This window comes from Parahoeflea alexandrii (assembly GCF_027214025.1).
Lineage (GTDB): Bacteria > Pseudomonadota > Alphaproteobacteria > Rhizobiales > Rhizobiaceae > Hoeflea > Hoeflea alexandrii_A.
In genome coordinates this window covers 380,598-395,455 of sequence record NZ_JAPWHB010000002.1, presented here as the reverse complement: position 1 = coordinate 395,455, position 14,858 = coordinate 380,598, and the positions used below count along the sequence as shown (strand labels likewise).

Sequence of the window (14,858 nt, the reverse complement as noted above, 5' to 3'; positions counted from 1 at the left end):
CCCCCGGGGGCCTATCTCTGTTTTGATGCCAGGCGCTGGCGGACCTTTTCGTCCGTCAGTTCCCGGACGGCATCCTTGCCGATCCAGCGCGCGGTCTTGTCGTCAGAGGCCGCGAGTATTTCGGCCAGCGCCAGGGCCGGCGCATGGCAGACCATGCTGCGCTTGCCGATGTTGCGCAGCGCCCAATTGACCGCCTTGCGGACGAAATTGCGCGGATCGGTGGCGTGCGCCTGGATAAGCGGCAAGTAGCCGATCAGGGTGGCGTCCGGCTCTTTTTTCAAATGCACGGCGGCGCCGGCGATCATGGCGAAGGCCGTGCGGCGGACGAATTCCCGCCCGTCAGCGGCAAATTCCGGTACTAACCGGTCTTCGAGCCGCGCCTTGACGAACAGATCGGCGGCGGCGTCGACGATTTCCCATGACTTGAAATCCGTGGCCAGACGCCAGGCTTCCGCCTGTGTCAGCAGCCTGGGATCCAGGGTGTAGATCGCCAGCATGCGGGCCTCGCGAATTCCGGTGTCCCAGAGTTCGAAGGCGCGGGCATGGTTTTTTTTCACCGTCCGTGCGATCGCCTGCATGTCCGGGTTGGAGATCCCCAGCGCCTGGTCGGTGACGATGCCGTATCGCCCCATGCCGGCAATATTGGCCTCCGAGCGCAGCGATTTCAGGTGCGCGACGATGGCTTCGGTGTCCGACGCCGGGTCCAGCATTATTTTTCCAGGCGCGCCAGCAGCGAGGAGGTGTCCCAGCGTTTGCCGCCCATGGCCTGCACGTCGGCGTAGAACTGGTCGACGAGCGCGGTGACCGGCAGCGTTGCGCCGTTGCGCCTGGCCTCGGTGAGCACGATGTCGAGGTCCTTGCGCATCCAATCGACGGCGAAGCCGTAGTCGTACTTGCCGGCATTCATGGTCTTGTGGCGGTTTTCCATCTGCCAGGAGCCGGCGGCCCCCTTGGAAATGACGTCGACCACCTTCTCGATGTCGAGGCCGGCCTTCTTGCCGAAATGGATGCCTTCGGCGAGGCCCTGGACGAGGCCGGCGATGCAGATCTGGTTGATCATCTTGGTGAGCTGGCCGCTGCCTGTCGGGCCCATCAGGCCGACCATGCGGGCATAGGCGTCAATCACCGGGCTGGCCTTGTCGAAGGTTGCCTGATCGCCGCCGACCATGACTGTCAGCACGCCGTTTTCTGCGCCCGCCTGGCCGCCGGACACCGGTGCGTCGAGAAAGCCGCAGCCTTTCGCCGCGCAGGCCTCGGCCAGTTCGCGCGCCACTTCGGCGGAAGCGGTGGTGTTGTCGATCAGGATGGCGCCAGTCTTGATTCCGCCAAGAACACCGTCCGGGCCGAGCGTCACGGCCCTGAGATCATCGTCGTTGCCGACGCAGGTGAAGACGAAATCGGCGCCTGTTGCAGCCTCTGCCGGCGTGGCGCAGGCGGTGCCGCCGAACTCCGCGGCCCATTTCTTCGCCTTCTCCGCCGTGCGGTTGTAAACCCGCAGCTCGTGACCGCCCTTGGTCTTGAGATGCCCCGCCATGGGGTAGCCCATAACGCCAAGTCCGATGAAGGAAACTGTTGCCATTTCGCCTATCCTTTTGTCACAAATACGCTTTACGGCTGACCTGATTGCAAGTTACGTAAAGCAGGCCGCCGGCTCCTGGGAGGGACATAGACCAATGATGCGCATCGTCAAAGGGCTTATCAAGCTCATTCTTCTTCTTGTTCCCCTCGCAGTGATGGTTCTGGGCGCGGGAGTGCTGTGGGCTTCCAGGTCGCAAGCGCCGTCCGACGGGGCCATGCAGATTGCCGGGCTCGGCGGCGAGGTGACGATCACGCGCGACCACAATGGGGTGCCGCATGTCAAGGCCAGCACCCGCGCGGATGCGGCGGCAGGCCTCGGGTTTGCCCATGCGCAGGACCGGCTGTGGCAGATGGAGGTCAGCCGCATGGCCGGGCAGGGACGGTTGTCCGAGATGTTCGGCAGCGCCACCGTCAGCACCGATATCTGGCTCAGGACCATGGCCATTGACGAGGCGGCCGAGGCATCGCTCGCCGTCATGGATGCCGACACGATGGCGATGCTCGAGGGCTATGCGCGCGGCGTCAACGCCTGGATGGAGCGCACACCGCAGGTGTTTTCCTCGCGCCTGCCGCCGGAATACCTGATCCTCGGCTACAAGCCGGAACCTTGGCGGCCGGTCGATACGCTGACCGCGATCAAGATGATGTCTGTATCGCTTGCAGAGAACCTCGGCGAAGAGGCGCTGCGGCTCGGCTTTCACCGGCTGGGCTTCTCCGAAACCGAGATTCGCGATCTGCTTCCCTATCTCGATGTCGACAGTCCTCCCGCGATGCCGGATCTGACCGCGTTGCTGGGCCTCGATCCTGTGCCGCTCGGCGAGGCCACGACCACCGCCGATGCATCGGGCGCCTTTGAAGACATCGATGGCGTGCTGGCCACGGGAGCCTCCAACAACTGGGTGATTTCGGGCGAGCGGACCCAGTCGGGGATGCCGGTCGTGGCCAATGATCCGCATCTGGGTCTGATGGCGCCCTCGATCTGGTATCTGGCTCATATGGAGGTCACCGGGGAGTTCGACGAACCGCGGCATCTCATCGGAGTTTCGCTGCCTGGCACACCCTTCGTGCTGCTGGGACGCGGCAATGACATCGCCTGGGGGTTCACCAACACGGCGACCGATGCGCAGGACGTGTTTGTCGAGCGGGTCAATCCGGAAAACCCGGACGAGTATCTGACCCCGACCGGGTGGGCGCCTTTCGGCAAGAAGGACGAGGTGATCAAGGTCAAGGGAGGAGATGACCAGAGCTTCACCCGGCGCTGGACCCGCCATGGCCCGGTCTTCCCCGCAAGCTACAAGAATTTCGACAGGCTGTTGCCGCAGAACACAGTGGCGGCGCTGCAATGGGTGGCGCTGGCGCATGACGACACCACGGCGCTGGTCGGTCCGCGGCTCTACGGCATGCGCACGGTCGAGGACTTCCAGAACGGGTTCGACGCCTTCCTGACGCCGATGCAGTCGATGGTGGTCGCCGATCGCTCGGGCAATATCGGGTTCGTGGCGGCGGGCAGGGTGCCGCGACGCGATCCGGCAAACCGGCTGATCGGCCGCGCGCCGGCACCGGGCTGGAACGCGATCTACGATTGGCGCGGCTATGCGCCCTACAAGGACCTGCCGCGGCAGACCAATCCGGAAAGCGGACTGATTGCCACGGCCAACACCAAGATCGTCGGGCCGGATTATCCGCTTCACCTGACATTCGACTGGGACGAGCCGTTCCGTCAGAACCGGATCGAGACGCTGATCAACGAATCGAACGAAAAGCACACGATGGCGATGTCGCGGCAGGTGCAGGCCGATGTCTTCTCGCCGGCCTTTGCCAGCCTGAAACCGCGCATGCTGAAAGCGCTGGAGGGCAAGGCGCTGTCGCAGGACAATCAGGCGCTGGTCGCCCGTCTTGCGTCCTGGGACGAGACCATGACGCGCGAAAAGATGGAACCGCTTTTGTTCATGGCCTGGGTCCGCCACACCATGATCATGACATTCGAGGACGATCTCGGCTTCATGTTCAAGGACTGGTTCAAGGTGCGCGGCAAGGTCATGGAACGGTTGCTCGACGGTGAGACCGCGCGCGACTGGTGCGACGTCAAGTCCACTCCGGAAGCGGAAAGTTGCAACGAGATCGTGGCGGATGCCTTCGAGGCGGCGGTCGCCGATCTGAAGCGGCGTTATGGCGAAGATGCGAACAAGTGGCGCTGGGGGCAGGCGCACTACGCCAAGGGTGTGCATCGCCCGTTCGGCGAAGTTGCCCTGCTCAGGCGCTTCTTCAATGTCGAGGTCGAAAGCGGCGGCGGACCTTTCACGCTCGATCGCGGACGCACCCAGGTCCAGGACGACAAGGATCCCTACGCCAACACCAATGCCGCAAGCTATCGCGGCATCTTCGACATGGCCGATCTCGACCGCGCCACCTACATCCAGACGACCGGACAATCGGGCAACGTGTTTTCAGGTCACTACGGCGATTTCGCGCCGATCTGGGCCGAGGTCAATTCGATCGAGATCCCGGCAAAGGATGTGGCCGATCCGAAGGGTGTCTGGAGCCTCAGCCCGGGCGGCTGAGGCGGCGAGGGCCACGGTTGGAAACATCAGGCGGCTGCGAGGATAAGCTGGCGCATGGTGGGTTGCTTACGGTTGGGTTCGCATAAGGCATACGTACGGGCGCGACGAGCAGCTTCATGTGATCACGCATTTCATGCCGCGGTGGTCTCAGGGGCGGGGCGGTGGAAAATATTCTTTTAAATCAGATGGATGCCGTTTTTCTTCCTTGACCGGGAATAATCTGGCGCGGCCATGCGTAATCCGGGTCAAGAGCGCCGCTTGTGGTCGTTCTGCTGATTTCGAAAGGTATTCCCCATGAAGCTTGCAACCCTCGCCACTCTGGCGGTGCTTGTCGCCGGATCAACCGGAGCCTATGCCGCCGCGCATGCGAACCTGACTGACACCAACGGCATGACGCTCTACACCTTCGACAAGGACACGGCCGGGACATCGGCCTGCTATGGGGACTGCGCCGTTAAATGGCCTCCGTACCTCGCGGACAACGGCGCCGCGATGCCGGGTCTGACCACCATTGAGCGCAAGGATGGCGCCAAGCAGTGGGCAAAGGACGGCAAGCCGCTCTATTTCTGGATGGGTGACACCGAACCGGGTGAGACCAACGGCGATGGCGTCGGCGGCGTCTGGCACGTCGCACACTGAGGCAGTGAGACCAGGGGCCGCCAGCCGTTGCGCGCGGCCCCTGGATTCGGGTTTCGGCCGCAAGGTAATGGCGGATTGCAACGGTGCCGGAAAAATGGTCATTAATGGTCAACGGTCGGCGCGAGCCGGCCCTCGGGGGCAGATTGCCCGCGCAAACCGGGGCGACGCCGCAGCCAACGGGAATGAGGCAAAGGTGACTACGCCAGACCAGTTCAAGACCGAGATGATCGGACTATTGCCTCGACTCCGGCGGTTTGCGCTTTCGCTGACCCGCTCGGCTGCCGACGCCGATGACCTGGTGCAGGATGCCTGCGCGGCGGCGCTGCAAAAGTGGAATCACTACGATCCCGGGCAGCCGCTGGATCGCTGGATGTTCCGGATCATCCGCAACCTCTGGATCAGCGAGATCCGCAAGCGCCAGATCCGGCAAGGGCAGGGCCATGTCGCCGCAGAAGATGCAACGGAACTGCAAACCGCAGATGCCGATGACGCCATTGCGGCAAGGCAGGTGCAGGGCAAGGTCAGCGCCCTGCCTGCGGAGCTTTCCCGCCCATTGCTGCTGGTTTGCGCGGAGGGATACAGCTATCTGGAAGTCGCGGAGCTCCTGGATATTCCGGTCGGAACCGTTATGAGCCGCATTCACAGGGCAAGAAAACTGCTGGTTTCCACCCTTGGTCAGGGGGAGCGGATCACGACATGACAGATATTTCCATCAAGTTGAGTGCCTATCTGGACGGCGAGCTGGACGCGGCGGAAGCCCGGTCGCTCGAGGCCATGCTGGAAACGGACCCTGCTTTGCAGGCCGAACTTGACGCGCTGATTGCCGCCGACGCGTTGGCGCAGGATCAGTTCGATGCGCAGCTGGGCGACCCGGTACCGCTGGCGCTCGCGCAAAAGATCAAGGCATTGCCCGTCGGATCCCCACCCTCGCGCCCGGCTTCGCGTCCGGTCTGGGGGGCGCTCGCCGCCGGCCTCGCCCTGTTCGTGTTCGGGGGAATGGGTGGCTATTTGCTGAAGGACCGGATTTCGCCTGCCGGCACCCTGGTGGCGCAGGCCGGCTGGCTCAATGACATCGCCGATTATCACGCGATCTACGCGGGTCAGCAGCGCCACCTCGTCGAGGTCGGGGCGGACGAATCCGATCACCTGAAAAAATGGCTCGGGGCGAACGTCGGCGTGGCGTTCTCGATCCCGGACCTGACAGGTTTCGGGCTGACATTCGAGGGTGGCCGTCTGCTGGTCGCCAATGGCAAGCCGGTTGGGCAGCTGATGTACCGGCAGGCCGATGGTACCGTCATCGCGCTGTGCCTGCAAAGCAGCCCGAACGGCGACACGGCATCGCCGCCCACCCTCAAGCAGCAGACGATCAAGGGGTTCGATTTCGTATCCTGGAAGAGCAACGGGGCGGCTTACGTCGTGGTCGGCCCTGGCGGTCAACCCGACCTGGCAGGCATCGCGGTCCAGGCGGCCCGTGAAATCTGAGCGCGGCTGCGGCGAAACGGGCGACCGCACCCACGGCTATGTGATGAAGGCCCGGATGCCGCCGCGGCGGTTTGCGACATCGTCTTGTTCAGGTTGGAAAAAGCTCAGCTCTTGCGTGCGATGAACAGATGCCCGGCAATGGGCAGGCCTTGTTCGTGGCGGACGACGATGTCGCCGGCCTCAAGCGTTTCGAAGCCTGCCGCCTCGAGTGCTGCGCGCACATAGGCCTCGGTGTGGGCAAAACGCTGGAAGCGGCCGACCGTGTAGGGACGGCCTTCGAAATCGGCCTCGGGCAGGGTCTCGCTTGAAAAGCACAACAGCGCGCCGGGCGTGGCGTTCGCCGCCGCCGCGGCAAACAGCGGCTCGAGCGCGCCGAGATAGGGCAGCACGTCAGTGGCGGCGATGAGATCAAACGGCTCGTCGTCATTGTCCTCTAGGTAGTCGACGGCATCGGCCACGTAGAGCGTGTCGTAGAGGCCCTTTTCATGGGCGATCTCGACCATGTTCTCGGCAAGGTCGAGGCCGGTGGCGTCATCGACCATGTCCTCGAGCGCGCCGCCGGTGAGGCCGGTGCCGCAGCCGAGATCGAGCATCCGGTCGAAGCTGGTGAGCCCCAGTTCGATCAGCCGCTGGCGGAGAAGCAGCGGTACATGGTAGCCGAGATCCTCGACCAGCACCTTGTCGAAGACATCGGCGTGCTGGTCAAACAGCGTGGTCACATAGGCCTCCGAGGCGCGCACCGGTACGTCGCCGCGTTTCATCGAGGCAAGCCTTACTGCGGCGCCGCCGTGGTCTTCGGGATCGAGCGCCAGCACTTCGGCATAGGCTACCGCCGCGAGATCGAAATCGCCGGATTTTTCCAGCGCCAGCGCGCGGTTGTAGGCTTCCGCCAGAGCGTCGTCGTCGGTCTTTGCCATGGTCTGGCTCCAATAGAGGTTTCGCGCCCCTTTTATACAAAGGCGCGGGCGCGGCAAGCGGTGAATGAGGCGGCTAGCGCTTGAGGTGGCGGGTGAGCCGCTGTTCGAGCTTTTCCCAGATATTGCGCAGCGCCTCGACGATGACCAGGTAGAACACTGCCGCCCAGATATAGGTCTGGAAATCGAAGGTGCGCGAATAGGCCCGGCGTGTCTCGCCCATCAGGTCGAAAACGGTGACGATCGCGACAATCGCCGAGCCCTTGATCATCAGGATGATCTCGTTGCCATAGGGTCTGAGCGCCACGATCATCGCCTGGGGCAGGATGATCTGGTGGAAGGTCTGGAACCGGGTCAGGCCCAGCGCCGCGGCGCCCTCGTGCTGGCCGCGGGTGACGCTCTCGATGGCGCCGCGCAGGATCTCGGCCTGATAGGCGGCGGTGTTGAGCGTGAAGGCGAACAGGGCGCAGTTCCAGGCGTCGCGGAAGAACACCCAGAGGCCGATGGCCTCGAGTTCGGTGCGGAAGCTGCCGAAGCCGTAATAGATCAGGAACAGCTGGGCGATCAGCGGCGTGCCGCGGAAGAAGTAGACATAGCCGTAGGCGATCCAGGACAGGACGCGGTTGGATGACATCCGCCCCAGCGCTATGGGAACGGACAGCACAGCACCCAGGGTGACGGAGATGCCGACGAGGGTCAGCGTCGTTGCCAGGCCCGACAGGAATTTCGGGCCATAGGTGGTGACCTTGTCGATGTCCCAGGCGTCCACCAGCCAGAGCACCAGGGCAATGCCGGCGACGATCCACAGGCCAAGCAACGTGGCGCCGAGAATGCGCAAGCCGGTCCAGTGAAAGGCCTGGACCGGAGGCGCGGGCTGCGGCGGGATCAGCTCGTCGGCGACGCTCATCGGTTCACTCCCGAACGCTGCACTCTGGTTTCGATCTTCGAGAACACCACGGACGAGGCCATCGCCAGGGTGAGGAACAGCAGGCAGGCGATGCCGTAGAAGAAGAAGGCTTCCTTGGTGACCTTGGCGGCAATGCCGGTCTGGCGCAGCGTGTCGCCGAGCCCGATCACCGAAATCAGCGCGGTATCCTTGATCAGGATCATCCAGAGATTGCCCAAACCCGGCAGGGCGATGCGGACCAGCTGCGGCAGGATGATGAGCCGCATGGTCTTGCCCGGGCGCAGGCCCAGCGCGTAGCCCGCCTCGTACTGGCCCTTGGGAATGGCCTTGAAGGCGGAGGAGAGCACTTCCGAGGCATAGGCCGAGAACACCAGCGACAGCGCGATGGTGCCGGCGACGAAGGAATTGACATCGAAGCCGCTCTCGTAGCCCAGCGCCAGCGCCATCTCACGCACGGCGATCTGCAGGCCGAAATAGATCATGAAGATGGTCAGCAGTTCCGGCAGGCCGCGAAAGATCGTGGTGTAGATATTGGCCGCAGCCCGGAGCGTGCGGATTTCGGTCTGCTTGGCCAGGGAAAGGAACAGCCCGATGGTCAGCCCGATCGGCAGCGTGCACAGGGCCAGAGTGATGGTGACGAAGAAGCCCCGCGCCACCTCGTCGCCCCAGCCGGTGTCGCCGCAGGAGAGAAGCGAGCCTTCGGGCAGCAGGTTGAGCAGGCCCAGCGGGCCACAGAACGGGTCAAACAGCGACGCAAGCCGATATAGCTGCCCTCCCAGCGATGCTGTCGGTTCCATTCTATCCCCTGATCCTGCCGCCTTTCTGGCGGTCTTGGAGTGTGGCGGCGGACGATCGAGCGTCCACCGCCATTTTCTAGGTCTTTGACCGATGCAGGATCGACTTAGTCGCCATAGACATCAACGTCGAAATACTTGTCGTTGATGGTCTTGTAGGTGCCGTTGGCGCGGATTGCGGCGATGGCTGCGTTGAACATGTCGCGCAGTTCGGTTTCGCCCTTGCGGATGGCAATGCCCGCGCCTTCGCCGTTGATGACCGGATCGGGGGTCAGGGCGGAGAGCATCTTACAGCAGGCCTTGCCATCGTCTGACTTGAGCCAGTCCGACAGCACGATCACGTCGTCGATGACGGCGTCAATGCGTCCCGATGCAATGTCGAGCTTGTATTCGTCAGGCGTCGGGTAAAGCTTCAGGTCGGCAGAGGGAAACTTGGCTTCCGCGTAGTTGGAGTGGGTGGTCGAGGACTGCGCACCCAGCGCCTTGCCGGCGAGGCCGGCGTCGGTGGCTTCGGTGATGGCGCTGTCATTCGGCACGGCAATGGCCGGACCGGTGTTGTAGTACTTGTTAGTGAAATCCACCTTTTCCCGGCGCTCGTCGGTGATCGACATGGAGGCGATGATGGCGTCGAACTTGCCGGCGAGAAGCGCGGGAATGATGCCGTCCCAGTCCTGGGTGACAAATTCGCATTCGACCTTCATTTCCTCGCAAAGCGCCTTGGCGATGTCGATGTCGAAACCGACCAGGCTGCCGTCGGATTCAAGATTGTTGAAGGGGGGGTAGGCGCCTTCGGTGCCGATGATGAGCTTCTTCATGCCGCCATGGCTGGCCGCCTGGGCTGCTGCGCCCATCGAAAGAGCGAGTGCTGCAGCCGAGGCTGCAAGAACAATCCGTCGGGAAATAGACATAGGTGTCCTCTCTGTTGGCTGGATAGCGGCTTGTTGGACCGCCGCTTTCCGTTGATCGCAGGTGATGTTCACCGCGCTGGGCGGAATATTCCCACTGTTTTGCCGGGGATTGCAACAGGAAATGCGAGCTTACCCAATGCCAATGCGGGTAAGCTTTTGCGGGGCCATGAATCGATGGCCGGTTTGGCTGTGCGGGCCATGCAGTCGCCGGGAGGCTCAGGAGGACCGTTCGATCCTTGCATCGCCGGAAAGGCTGTTTTCGACCCGGATCACGTAGAGCGTGGCCAGCACGCTTAGGATGCAAGAGACCAGCATGACGATGGTCAGCGGATAGGGGCCAGTTTCGGTGGAGAGAACAGCGCCGGCCAGAGCTGACAGCGCCGCACCGCCGCCAATCATCATGGCGCCGCCGAGGCCCGAGGCGGATCCCGCCAGATGCGGGCGAACGCTGACGATGCCGGCATTGGCGCTCGGCAGGGTGATGCCGTTGCCAAGGCCGACAAAAAGCATCGGTCCGAAGAAGGACATCGGATGCCACAGTCCCGCGAGAAACAGCATCAGCGACAGGCTCATGCCGAGGGTGGAAATGATGCAGCCCGTGACCATCATGCGGTTGATGCCGATCTGGCTGGCGAAGCGGCCGGAGAGGAAATTCCCGGTCATGTATCCCAGCGCGATGAACACGAAATAGAGGCCAAGCCGCGATGGAGGCAAGCCGAGGATGGCGGTTGCCACAAACGGACCGCCGCCAAGAAACGAGAAGAACGCGCCCGACGCAAAGGTGGCTGTCAGCGAATAGCCCCAGAAGCGGCGGGAGCGGGCAAGTTCCGGATAGGCGCCGAACTGCTTGAGCATGCTGGCAGAGCGGTTGAGATTGGTTTCCCCCAGGTCGGCCAGCAGCAGAATGAAGGTCACGACACCAAAGAGGAACAAAAGCGCGAAGACCGATTGCCAGCCCAACAGTTCCTCCAGGATCCCGCCCAAAGCCGGACCGATCATCGGCGCCAATGTCATCCCCATGGTGACGTACCCGATCATCGAGGCGGCCTGATCGGTGCCGACGATATCGCGAACGATGGCGCGCGAAAGCACCATTCCGGAGACAACACCGGCCTGCAGCATGCGGATTGCGAGGAATGTCTCGATGGTTGGCGCGAAAGGCGCCAGCGCAGTGGCAATCAGGAAGATCATCAGGCTGGCGATCATCACCGGACGCCGCCCGTAACGGTCCGACAACGGGCCGATGATCAGCTGCAGCAGGCCGGTGACGCCCAGGTAGCCGGACACTGCCAGCTGAACCAGGGCATAATCCGCCTTGTAGTACGTGGCGATACCCGGCAGCGAAGGCAGAATAAGGTTCATATTCAGTGCGCTGAGCCCGGCGATCACCACAAGCGTGGCAATGTGTGGCGGTGTCTTGCGATTGAGGAATACTGTTTTGGTCATTGCTGGTGTTTTGTATCCTCACGGCGCCGGCGCACACGAACTAATGCTTGAATGAGGTTTGTGCGTCGGGGCCTTCATTGATGTGGAACAAGTTACCGCGCGGTTGCACGTCGGGCGAATACGTTTTACTTTTTGATTCTGATAGGACAACTTAAAAGCAGTGGATTCCTAGGGTGTTTGTTGTTAATGGAATCTGATGTTGGATCGGGTGAAGCCAGATGTCCGGCAACGGCGAATTTGACCAATGTCCCTTCTGCAATGCAGCCTGGGGTGATTGTATGCATGTCAAGTTGCTCTCCGAACTGGACAATGAAGCGGCGCGCCGTTCAGGCCCGAAGCCTTCTGGAAGTATCCGTTCGGTCGTCAATGTCAACACTTCAGCCAAGGAAGCCTCACTCCCTGAAGTGGATGAAGGTTTTTCCTCCAAGCCAATTTCCGCGTCCCGGTAGGTGAGTTTCAAGGTAAGTGACGGGGAGCCGCCCGGGCCGCAGGCTTGGCCGTGCTCCTGATGCGTTCGCGGTAGAGCGTGTAGAGACCCGAACCGATGACGATAACGCCCCCGGCGATCATGAAGGCATCCGGGTACTCGCCAAACACCACCATTCCCAGGAGCAGGGCCCAGATGAAGCTGGTGTAGCGGAACGGAGCGATGAACGAGATCTCGCCCTCGCGCATCGACATGATGATGAACTGGTAGCCGACCAGCAGCAGGCAGGCGGCGAGGCAGATCAGGCCGAAATCTGCCGCGGACACCGGGCTCCAGCCGCCCATCGGCCCGATCAGCACAAGGCCGGCGACGGCCACGCCCGCCGCCGTGACCGTTGACAGGAACAGCGACGGAATGGCGGCATCGATCTTGCGCGTGGCGATGTCGCGCACGGCGGCGAAGATGACGGTGCCGACAATCATAAGCGCATAGGGAGAAAAGCCTTCCAGCCCTGGCCGCACGATGATCAGGACCCCGACAAAACCGGTTAGAATGGCGCCCCAGCGTCTCCATCCGACAGGCTCGGACAGAAACAGCGCCGCGGCCATGGTGACGGCGAGGGGGAGGGCCTGGAGGATTGCCGATGCGTTGGCCAGCGGGATGTGGGACAGTCCGACCAGGAAGGTCAGCGTGCCGCCGAGTTCGCCAATGACCCGGATCGCCACCCAAGGGTCGAGCAGGATGCGCAGCGGACGGAGCGCGCGGCGCTGCCGGGCCAGCAGGTAGATCAGCAGCGAGGCCACCGCACCGCGCAGAAGGATCACCTGGGCGACGTTCATATCGTTGGTCAGCAGCTTGACGATGGAATCGTTGAACGTGAACCCCGCCATCGACAGGGACATGAACAACGCGCCGCGCATATTGGGGGAAATGGCCATGATACATCCGGAAACGGCCGGCATGGAATCGCTGGCTCAACCCGCTTCATAGCATTGTTGCGGCAGGCGACACAGTCAGCCAGGACTGCCGGTCCATCACGGAAATTGATCAGTCGCGGGCCTCGGAACCCGCCGCCGCGTGAAGCCGCTGCAGGCGATCAGCCGCCGGTGACGCTCATGTGGCGGGCGACGGCCGGCTGCTTGGTCGTCCGGTCGATGATGAAGTCATGGCCTTTGGGCTTGCGGGTGATGGCCTCGTCGATGGCCGCCGACAGGAGCTCGTTGCCTTCGGAGGTACGCAGCGGCGAGCGCAGGTCGGCCGCATCGTTCTGGCCCAGGCACATGTAGAGCGTGCCGGTGCAGGTCAGGCGCACCCGGTTGCAGCTTTCGCAGAAATTGTGGGTCATCGGGGTGATGAAGCCGAGTTTGCCGCCGGTCTCCTTGACCGTCACGTAGCGGGCGGGGCCGCCGGTGCGGAACGGAATGTCCTCGAGCGTGAACTGCTTGGCCAGATTGCTCCTCAGAAGCGACAGCGGCATGTACTGGTCGGTGCGGTCCTCGTCGATCTCGCCCATCGGCATGGTCTCGATCACGGTCATGTCCATGCCCTGGTCATGCGCCCATTTGAGCATTTCGGGGATCGCGGTGTCGTTGAAGCCCTTGAGCGCCACGGCGTTGATCTTGATCTTCAGGCCCGCGGCCTGGGCGGCGCGCACGCCCTCGAGCACCTTGTCGAGTTCGCCCCAGCGGGTGATCTTGCGGAATTTGTCCGGATCGAGCGTGTCGATCGACACGTTGATGCGGCGAACGCCGCAATCGTAAAGCTCGGAGGAGAAGCGGGCGAGCTGGGAACCGTTGGTGGTCAGCGTCAGCTCATCCATGCGGCCGGCGTCGATGTGGCGGCCGACCTGGCGAACAAAGGCCATGATGTTCTTGCGCACCAGTGGCTCGCCGCCGGTGAGGCGGATCTTGCGCACGCCCTTCTCGACAAAAACCGTGCAGACCCGGTCGAGTTCCTCCAGCGTGAGAAGATCCTTCTTGGGCAGGAACGTCATGTTTTCCGCCATGCAGTAGGTGCAGCGGAAATCGCAGCGGTCGGTGACCGACACCCGGAGATAGTTCACCGCGCGGCCGAACGGGTCGATCATGGTCGGTGCTGCGGTGTCTTCCATGGCGGAGGATCCTTCATTGGTTGATTGCAATGTCGTCATCCAGCGGTGGCACGTCAAGGGGGCGGGCCAAACCGATTGGCACCATCACGGTGAGTTTTGACGGCTTCGGCTTGTGATCGGGCCGGATCGGTTCTAGATCAGCCACAAATGCGAAGAAAATGAGGACTACGACCGATGAGCGTTCATGAAACGGCATGGCCCAAGGAATTACGGGTCTCTCCCGACCGCCGCATGCTGACGGTCCGTTTCACCGACGATCGCAGCTATGGCATCGAGGCCGAACTGCTCAGGGTCCGCTCGCCCTCGGCGGAAGTGCAGGGGCATTCTCCGGCGCAGAGGGTGACTGTCGGCGGCAAGTCCGGCGTGACCATCTCGAAGGTGCTGCCGGTCGGCAATTATGCCGTTCGGCTGGTGTTCGACGACGGCCATGACAGCGGCATCTTCACCTGGAATTTCCTCTCCGAGATTGGCGAGGCGAAGGAGGAGCGCTGGGCCGAATACATTGCCGAACTGGCGGACAAGGGCATGTCGAGAACGCGTTGAGACAGTAGCCTAGGCCTTCTTGCGCCCGGGTTCGTCGGCCTGACCTTCCTCGACGGTGTCCGGTCGCGTCAGCTCGTGGATGATCCGCGTCATCACCTCGCCAACCAGGTTGCACTCATCCGTGCTCGCCGTCTTCATGGTGCGGTCGATCAGTTCGGACTGGATGGCGATCGCCTGCAATGTCACGTCGGTTCCCGAAGGTGTCAGTTCAAGCCGCAGGATGCGCCGGTCCTGCGGGTCGCCGCGCCTGACCAGAAGCCCGCGTTTTTCAAGCTGCGGCAACAGCATCGACAGGTTCGAGCGGCCAACCAGCAGCTTGTCTGCAAGATCCTGCTGGGAGATCCCCGGCGCGCGGAACAGGTTGACCAGAATGTCGAGGTGCGGCGGCTTGAGGTCGAGCGGCTGAAGCGCCCGCGCCAGGCTCAAGCCCATCACCTGGCAGGCGCGGGCCACGGCGATCCAGTTGTGAAAACGCGGGTTCTCCCAAGGCAGGGCTTGATTTTTGTTCATGGTTGTACAATTCTGTTCATAGTTGAACCAATCTGGAAA

16 protein-coding genes are annotated in these 14,858 nt (G+C 62.7%); 6 read left to right on the top strand and 10 right to left on the bottom strand.

Annotated elements, in window-relative coordinates; genetic code table 11:
• Positions 1-11: 11 nt before the first annotated feature.
• Together O4H62_RS08065 and O4H62_RS08060 are read right to left on the bottom strand one after the other, a co-directional pair.
• Positions 12-710 (bottom strand): DNA alkylation repair protein, encoded by a 699-nt coding sequence (locus O4H62_RS08065; protein ID WP_269386881.1) that lies wholly within the window; start codon positions 708-710, stop codon positions 12-14.
• Positions 710-1,579 (bottom strand): NAD(P)-dependent oxidoreductase, encoded by an 870-nt coding sequence (locus tag O4H62_RS08060; RefSeq protein ID WP_269386879.1) that lies wholly within the window; start codon positions 1,577-1,579, stop codon positions 710-712. The genes O4H62_RS08065 and O4H62_RS08060 overlap by 1 nt, the downstream gene beginning before the upstream one ends.
• 94 nt (positions 1,580-1,673) lie before the next feature.
• Between O4H62_RS08060 and O4H62_RS08055 the strand changes: the two genes are divergently transcribed.
• The 4 genes from O4H62_RS08055 (at position 1,674) to O4H62_RS08040 (ending at position 6,260) form a co-directional block, all read left to right on the top strand.
• Positions 1,674-4,139 (top strand): penicillin acylase family protein, encoded by a 2,466-nt coding sequence (locus O4H62_RS08055; protein ID WP_269386878.1) that lies wholly within the window; start codon positions 1,674-1,676, stop codon positions 4,137-4,139.
• Positions 4,140-4,433: 294 nt separating this feature from the next.
• The gene (locus O4H62_RS08050) at positions 4,434-4,778 is read left to right on the top strand and encodes a COG4315 family predicted lipoprotein (RefSeq protein ID WP_269386876.1); all 345 of its coding nucleotides are present in this window, start codon (positions 4,434-4,436) and stop codon (positions 4,776-4,778) included.
• Positions 4,744-5,478, top strand: coding sequence for an RNA polymerase sigma factor (locus tag O4H62_RS08045; RefSeq protein ID WP_269386874.1), 735 nt, complete (start codon positions 4,744-4,746; stop codon positions 5,476-5,478). Before O4H62_RS08050 ends, O4H62_RS08045 begins: the two co-directional genes overlap by 35 nt.
• Positions 5,475-6,260 carry an anti-sigma factor family protein gene (locus O4H62_RS08040; RefSeq protein ID WP_269386872.1) on the top strand — a complete coding sequence of 262 codons (786 nt, stop codon included), beginning with the start codon at positions 5,475-5,477 and terminating at the stop codon, positions 6,258-6,260. The genes O4H62_RS08045 and O4H62_RS08040 overlap by 4 nt, the downstream gene beginning before the upstream one ends.
• Before the next feature lie 104 nt (positions 6,261-6,364).
• Here O4H62_RS08040 and O4H62_RS08035 read toward each other — a convergent pair whose 3' ends face one another.
• The 5 genes from O4H62_RS08035 to O4H62_RS08015 all read right to left on the bottom strand — a co-directional run bounded on the left by O4H62_RS08035 (position 6,365) and on the right by O4H62_RS08015 (position 11,229).
• Positions 6,365-7,177 carry a methyltransferase domain-containing protein gene (locus tag O4H62_RS08035; protein WP_269386870.1) on the bottom strand — a complete coding sequence of 271 codons (813 nt, stop codon included), beginning with the start codon at positions 7,175-7,177 and terminating at the stop codon, positions 6,365-6,367.
• A gap of 73 nt (positions 7,178-7,250) precedes the next feature.
• Positions 7,251-8,081: an ABC transporter permease gene (locus O4H62_RS08030; protein WP_269386868.1), complete on the bottom strand. Its 831-nt coding sequence runs from the start codon at positions 8,079-8,081 to the stop codon at positions 7,251-7,253.
• On the bottom strand, positions 8,078-8,878 hold the full coding sequence (locus tag O4H62_RS08025; protein WP_269386866.1) for an ABC transporter permease: 801 nt from the start codon (positions 8,876-8,878) through the stop codon (positions 8,078-8,080). The genes O4H62_RS08030 and O4H62_RS08025 overlap by 4 nt, the downstream gene beginning before the upstream one ends.
• Before the next feature lie 104 nt (positions 8,879-8,982).
• Positions 8,983-9,783, bottom strand: coding sequence for a transporter substrate-binding domain-containing protein (locus tag O4H62_RS08020; RefSeq protein ID WP_269386864.1), 801 nt, complete (start codon positions 9,781-9,783; stop codon positions 8,983-8,985).
• A gap of 216 nt (positions 9,784-9,999) precedes the next feature.
• A complete protein-coding gene (locus tag O4H62_RS08015; protein ID WP_269386862.1) occupies positions 10,000-11,229 on the bottom strand; it encodes a multidrug effflux MFS transporter in 1,230 nt (409 codons plus the stop codon).
• A gap of 218 nt (positions 11,230-11,447) precedes the next feature.
• Between O4H62_RS08015 and O4H62_RS08010 the strand changes: the two genes are divergently transcribed.
• Positions 11,448-11,678 carry a hypothetical protein gene (locus O4H62_RS08010; RefSeq protein ID WP_269386861.1) on the top strand — a complete coding sequence of 77 codons (231 nt, stop codon included), beginning with the start codon at positions 11,448-11,450 and terminating at the stop codon, positions 11,676-11,678.
• Between the two features lie 7 nt (positions 11,679-11,685).
• Here the strand turns inward: O4H62_RS08010 and O4H62_RS08005 are convergent, their stop codons facing one another.
• Positions 11,686-12,594, bottom strand: coding sequence for a DMT family transporter (locus O4H62_RS08005; protein WP_269386859.1), 909 nt, complete (start codon positions 12,592-12,594; stop codon positions 11,686-11,688).
• 158 nt (positions 12,595-12,752) lie between these two features.
• Positions 12,753-13,766, bottom strand: a complete 1,014-nt coding sequence (moaA, locus tag O4H62_RS08000; protein WP_269386858.1) for a GTP 3',8-cyclase MoaA — start codon at positions 13,764-13,766, stop codon at positions 12,753-12,755.
• A 174-nt stretch (positions 13,767-13,940) separates the two neighbouring features.
• Between moaA and O4H62_RS07995 the strand changes: the two genes are divergently transcribed.
• A complete protein-coding gene (locus O4H62_RS07995) occupies positions 13,941-14,309 on the top strand; it encodes a DUF971 domain-containing protein (protein ID WP_269386857.1) in 369 nt (122 codons plus the stop codon).
• Between the two features lie 9 nt (positions 14,310-14,318).
• Here the strand turns inward: O4H62_RS07995 and O4H62_RS07990 are convergent, their stop codons facing one another.
• Entirely contained in the window at positions 14,319-14,819 is a 501-nt protein-coding gene (locus tag O4H62_RS07990) for a MarR family winged helix-turn-helix transcriptional regulator (RefSeq protein ID WP_269386855.1), read from the bottom strand.
• Positions 14,820-14,858 lie beyond the last annotated feature (39 nt).

What these genes read in the sequence shown, in the direction of transcription:
- O4H62_RS08065 (WP_269386881.1), bottom strand. Translation starts at nt 710, where the DNA reads ATGCTGGACCCGGCGTCGGACACCGAAGCCATCGTCGCGCACCTGAAA.
- O4H62_RS08060 (WP_269386879.1), bottom strand. Translation starts at nt 1,579, where the DNA reads ATGGCAACAGTTTCCTTCATCGGACTTGGCGTTATGGGCTACCCCATG.
- O4H62_RS08055 (WP_269386878.1), top strand. Translation starts at nt 1,674, where the DNA reads ATGATGCGCATCGTCAAAGGGCTTATCAAGCTCATTCTTCTTCTTGTT.
- O4H62_RS08050 (WP_269386876.1), top strand. Translation starts at nt 4,434, where the DNA reads ATGAAGCTTGCAACCCTCGCCACTCTGGCGGTGCTTGTCGCCGGATCA.
- O4H62_RS08045 (WP_269386874.1), top strand. Translation starts at nt 4,744, where the DNA reads ATGGCGTCGGCGGCGTCTGGCACGTCGCACACTGAGGCAGTGAGACCA.
- O4H62_RS08040 (WP_269386872.1), top strand. Translation starts at nt 5,475, where the DNA reads ATGACAGATATTTCCATCAAGTTGAGTGCCTATCTGGACGGCGAGCTG.
- O4H62_RS08035 (WP_269386870.1), bottom strand. Translation starts at nt 7,177, where the DNA reads ATGGCAAAGACCGACGACGACGCTCTGGCGGAAGCCTACAACCGCGCG.
- O4H62_RS08030 (WP_269386868.1), bottom strand. Translation starts at nt 8,081, where the DNA reads ATGAGCGTCGCCGACGAGCTGATCCCGCCGCAGCCCGCGCCTCCGGTC.
- O4H62_RS08025 (WP_269386866.1), bottom strand. Translation starts at nt 8,878, where the DNA reads ATGGAACCGACAGCATCGCTGGGAGGGCAGCTATATCGGCTTGCGTCG.
- O4H62_RS08020 (WP_269386864.1), bottom strand. Translation starts at nt 9,783, where the DNA reads ATGTCTATTTCCCGACGGATTGTTCTTGCAGCCTCGGCTGCAGCACTC.
- O4H62_RS08015 (WP_269386862.1), bottom strand. Translation starts at nt 11,229, where the DNA reads ATGACCAAAACAGTATTCCTCAATCGCAAGACACCGCCACACATTGCC.
- O4H62_RS08010 (WP_269386861.1), top strand. Translation starts at nt 11,448, where the DNA reads ATGTCCGGCAACGGCGAATTTGACCAATGTCCCTTCTGCAATGCAGCC.
- O4H62_RS08005 (WP_269386859.1), bottom strand. Translation starts at nt 12,594, where the DNA reads ATGGCCATTTCCCCCAATATGCGCGGCGCGTTGTTCATGTCCCTGTCG.
- moaA (WP_269386858.1), bottom strand. Translation starts at nt 13,766, where the DNA reads ATGGAAGACACCGCAGCACCGACCATGATCGACCCGTTCGGCCGCGCG.
- O4H62_RS07995 (WP_269386857.1), top strand. Translation starts at nt 13,941, where the DNA reads ATGAGCGTTCATGAAACGGCATGGCCCAAGGAATTACGGGTCTCTCCC.
- O4H62_RS07990 (WP_269386855.1), bottom strand. Translation starts at nt 14,819, where the DNA reads ATGAACAAAAATCAAGCCCTGCCTTGGGAGAACCCGCGTTTTCACAAC.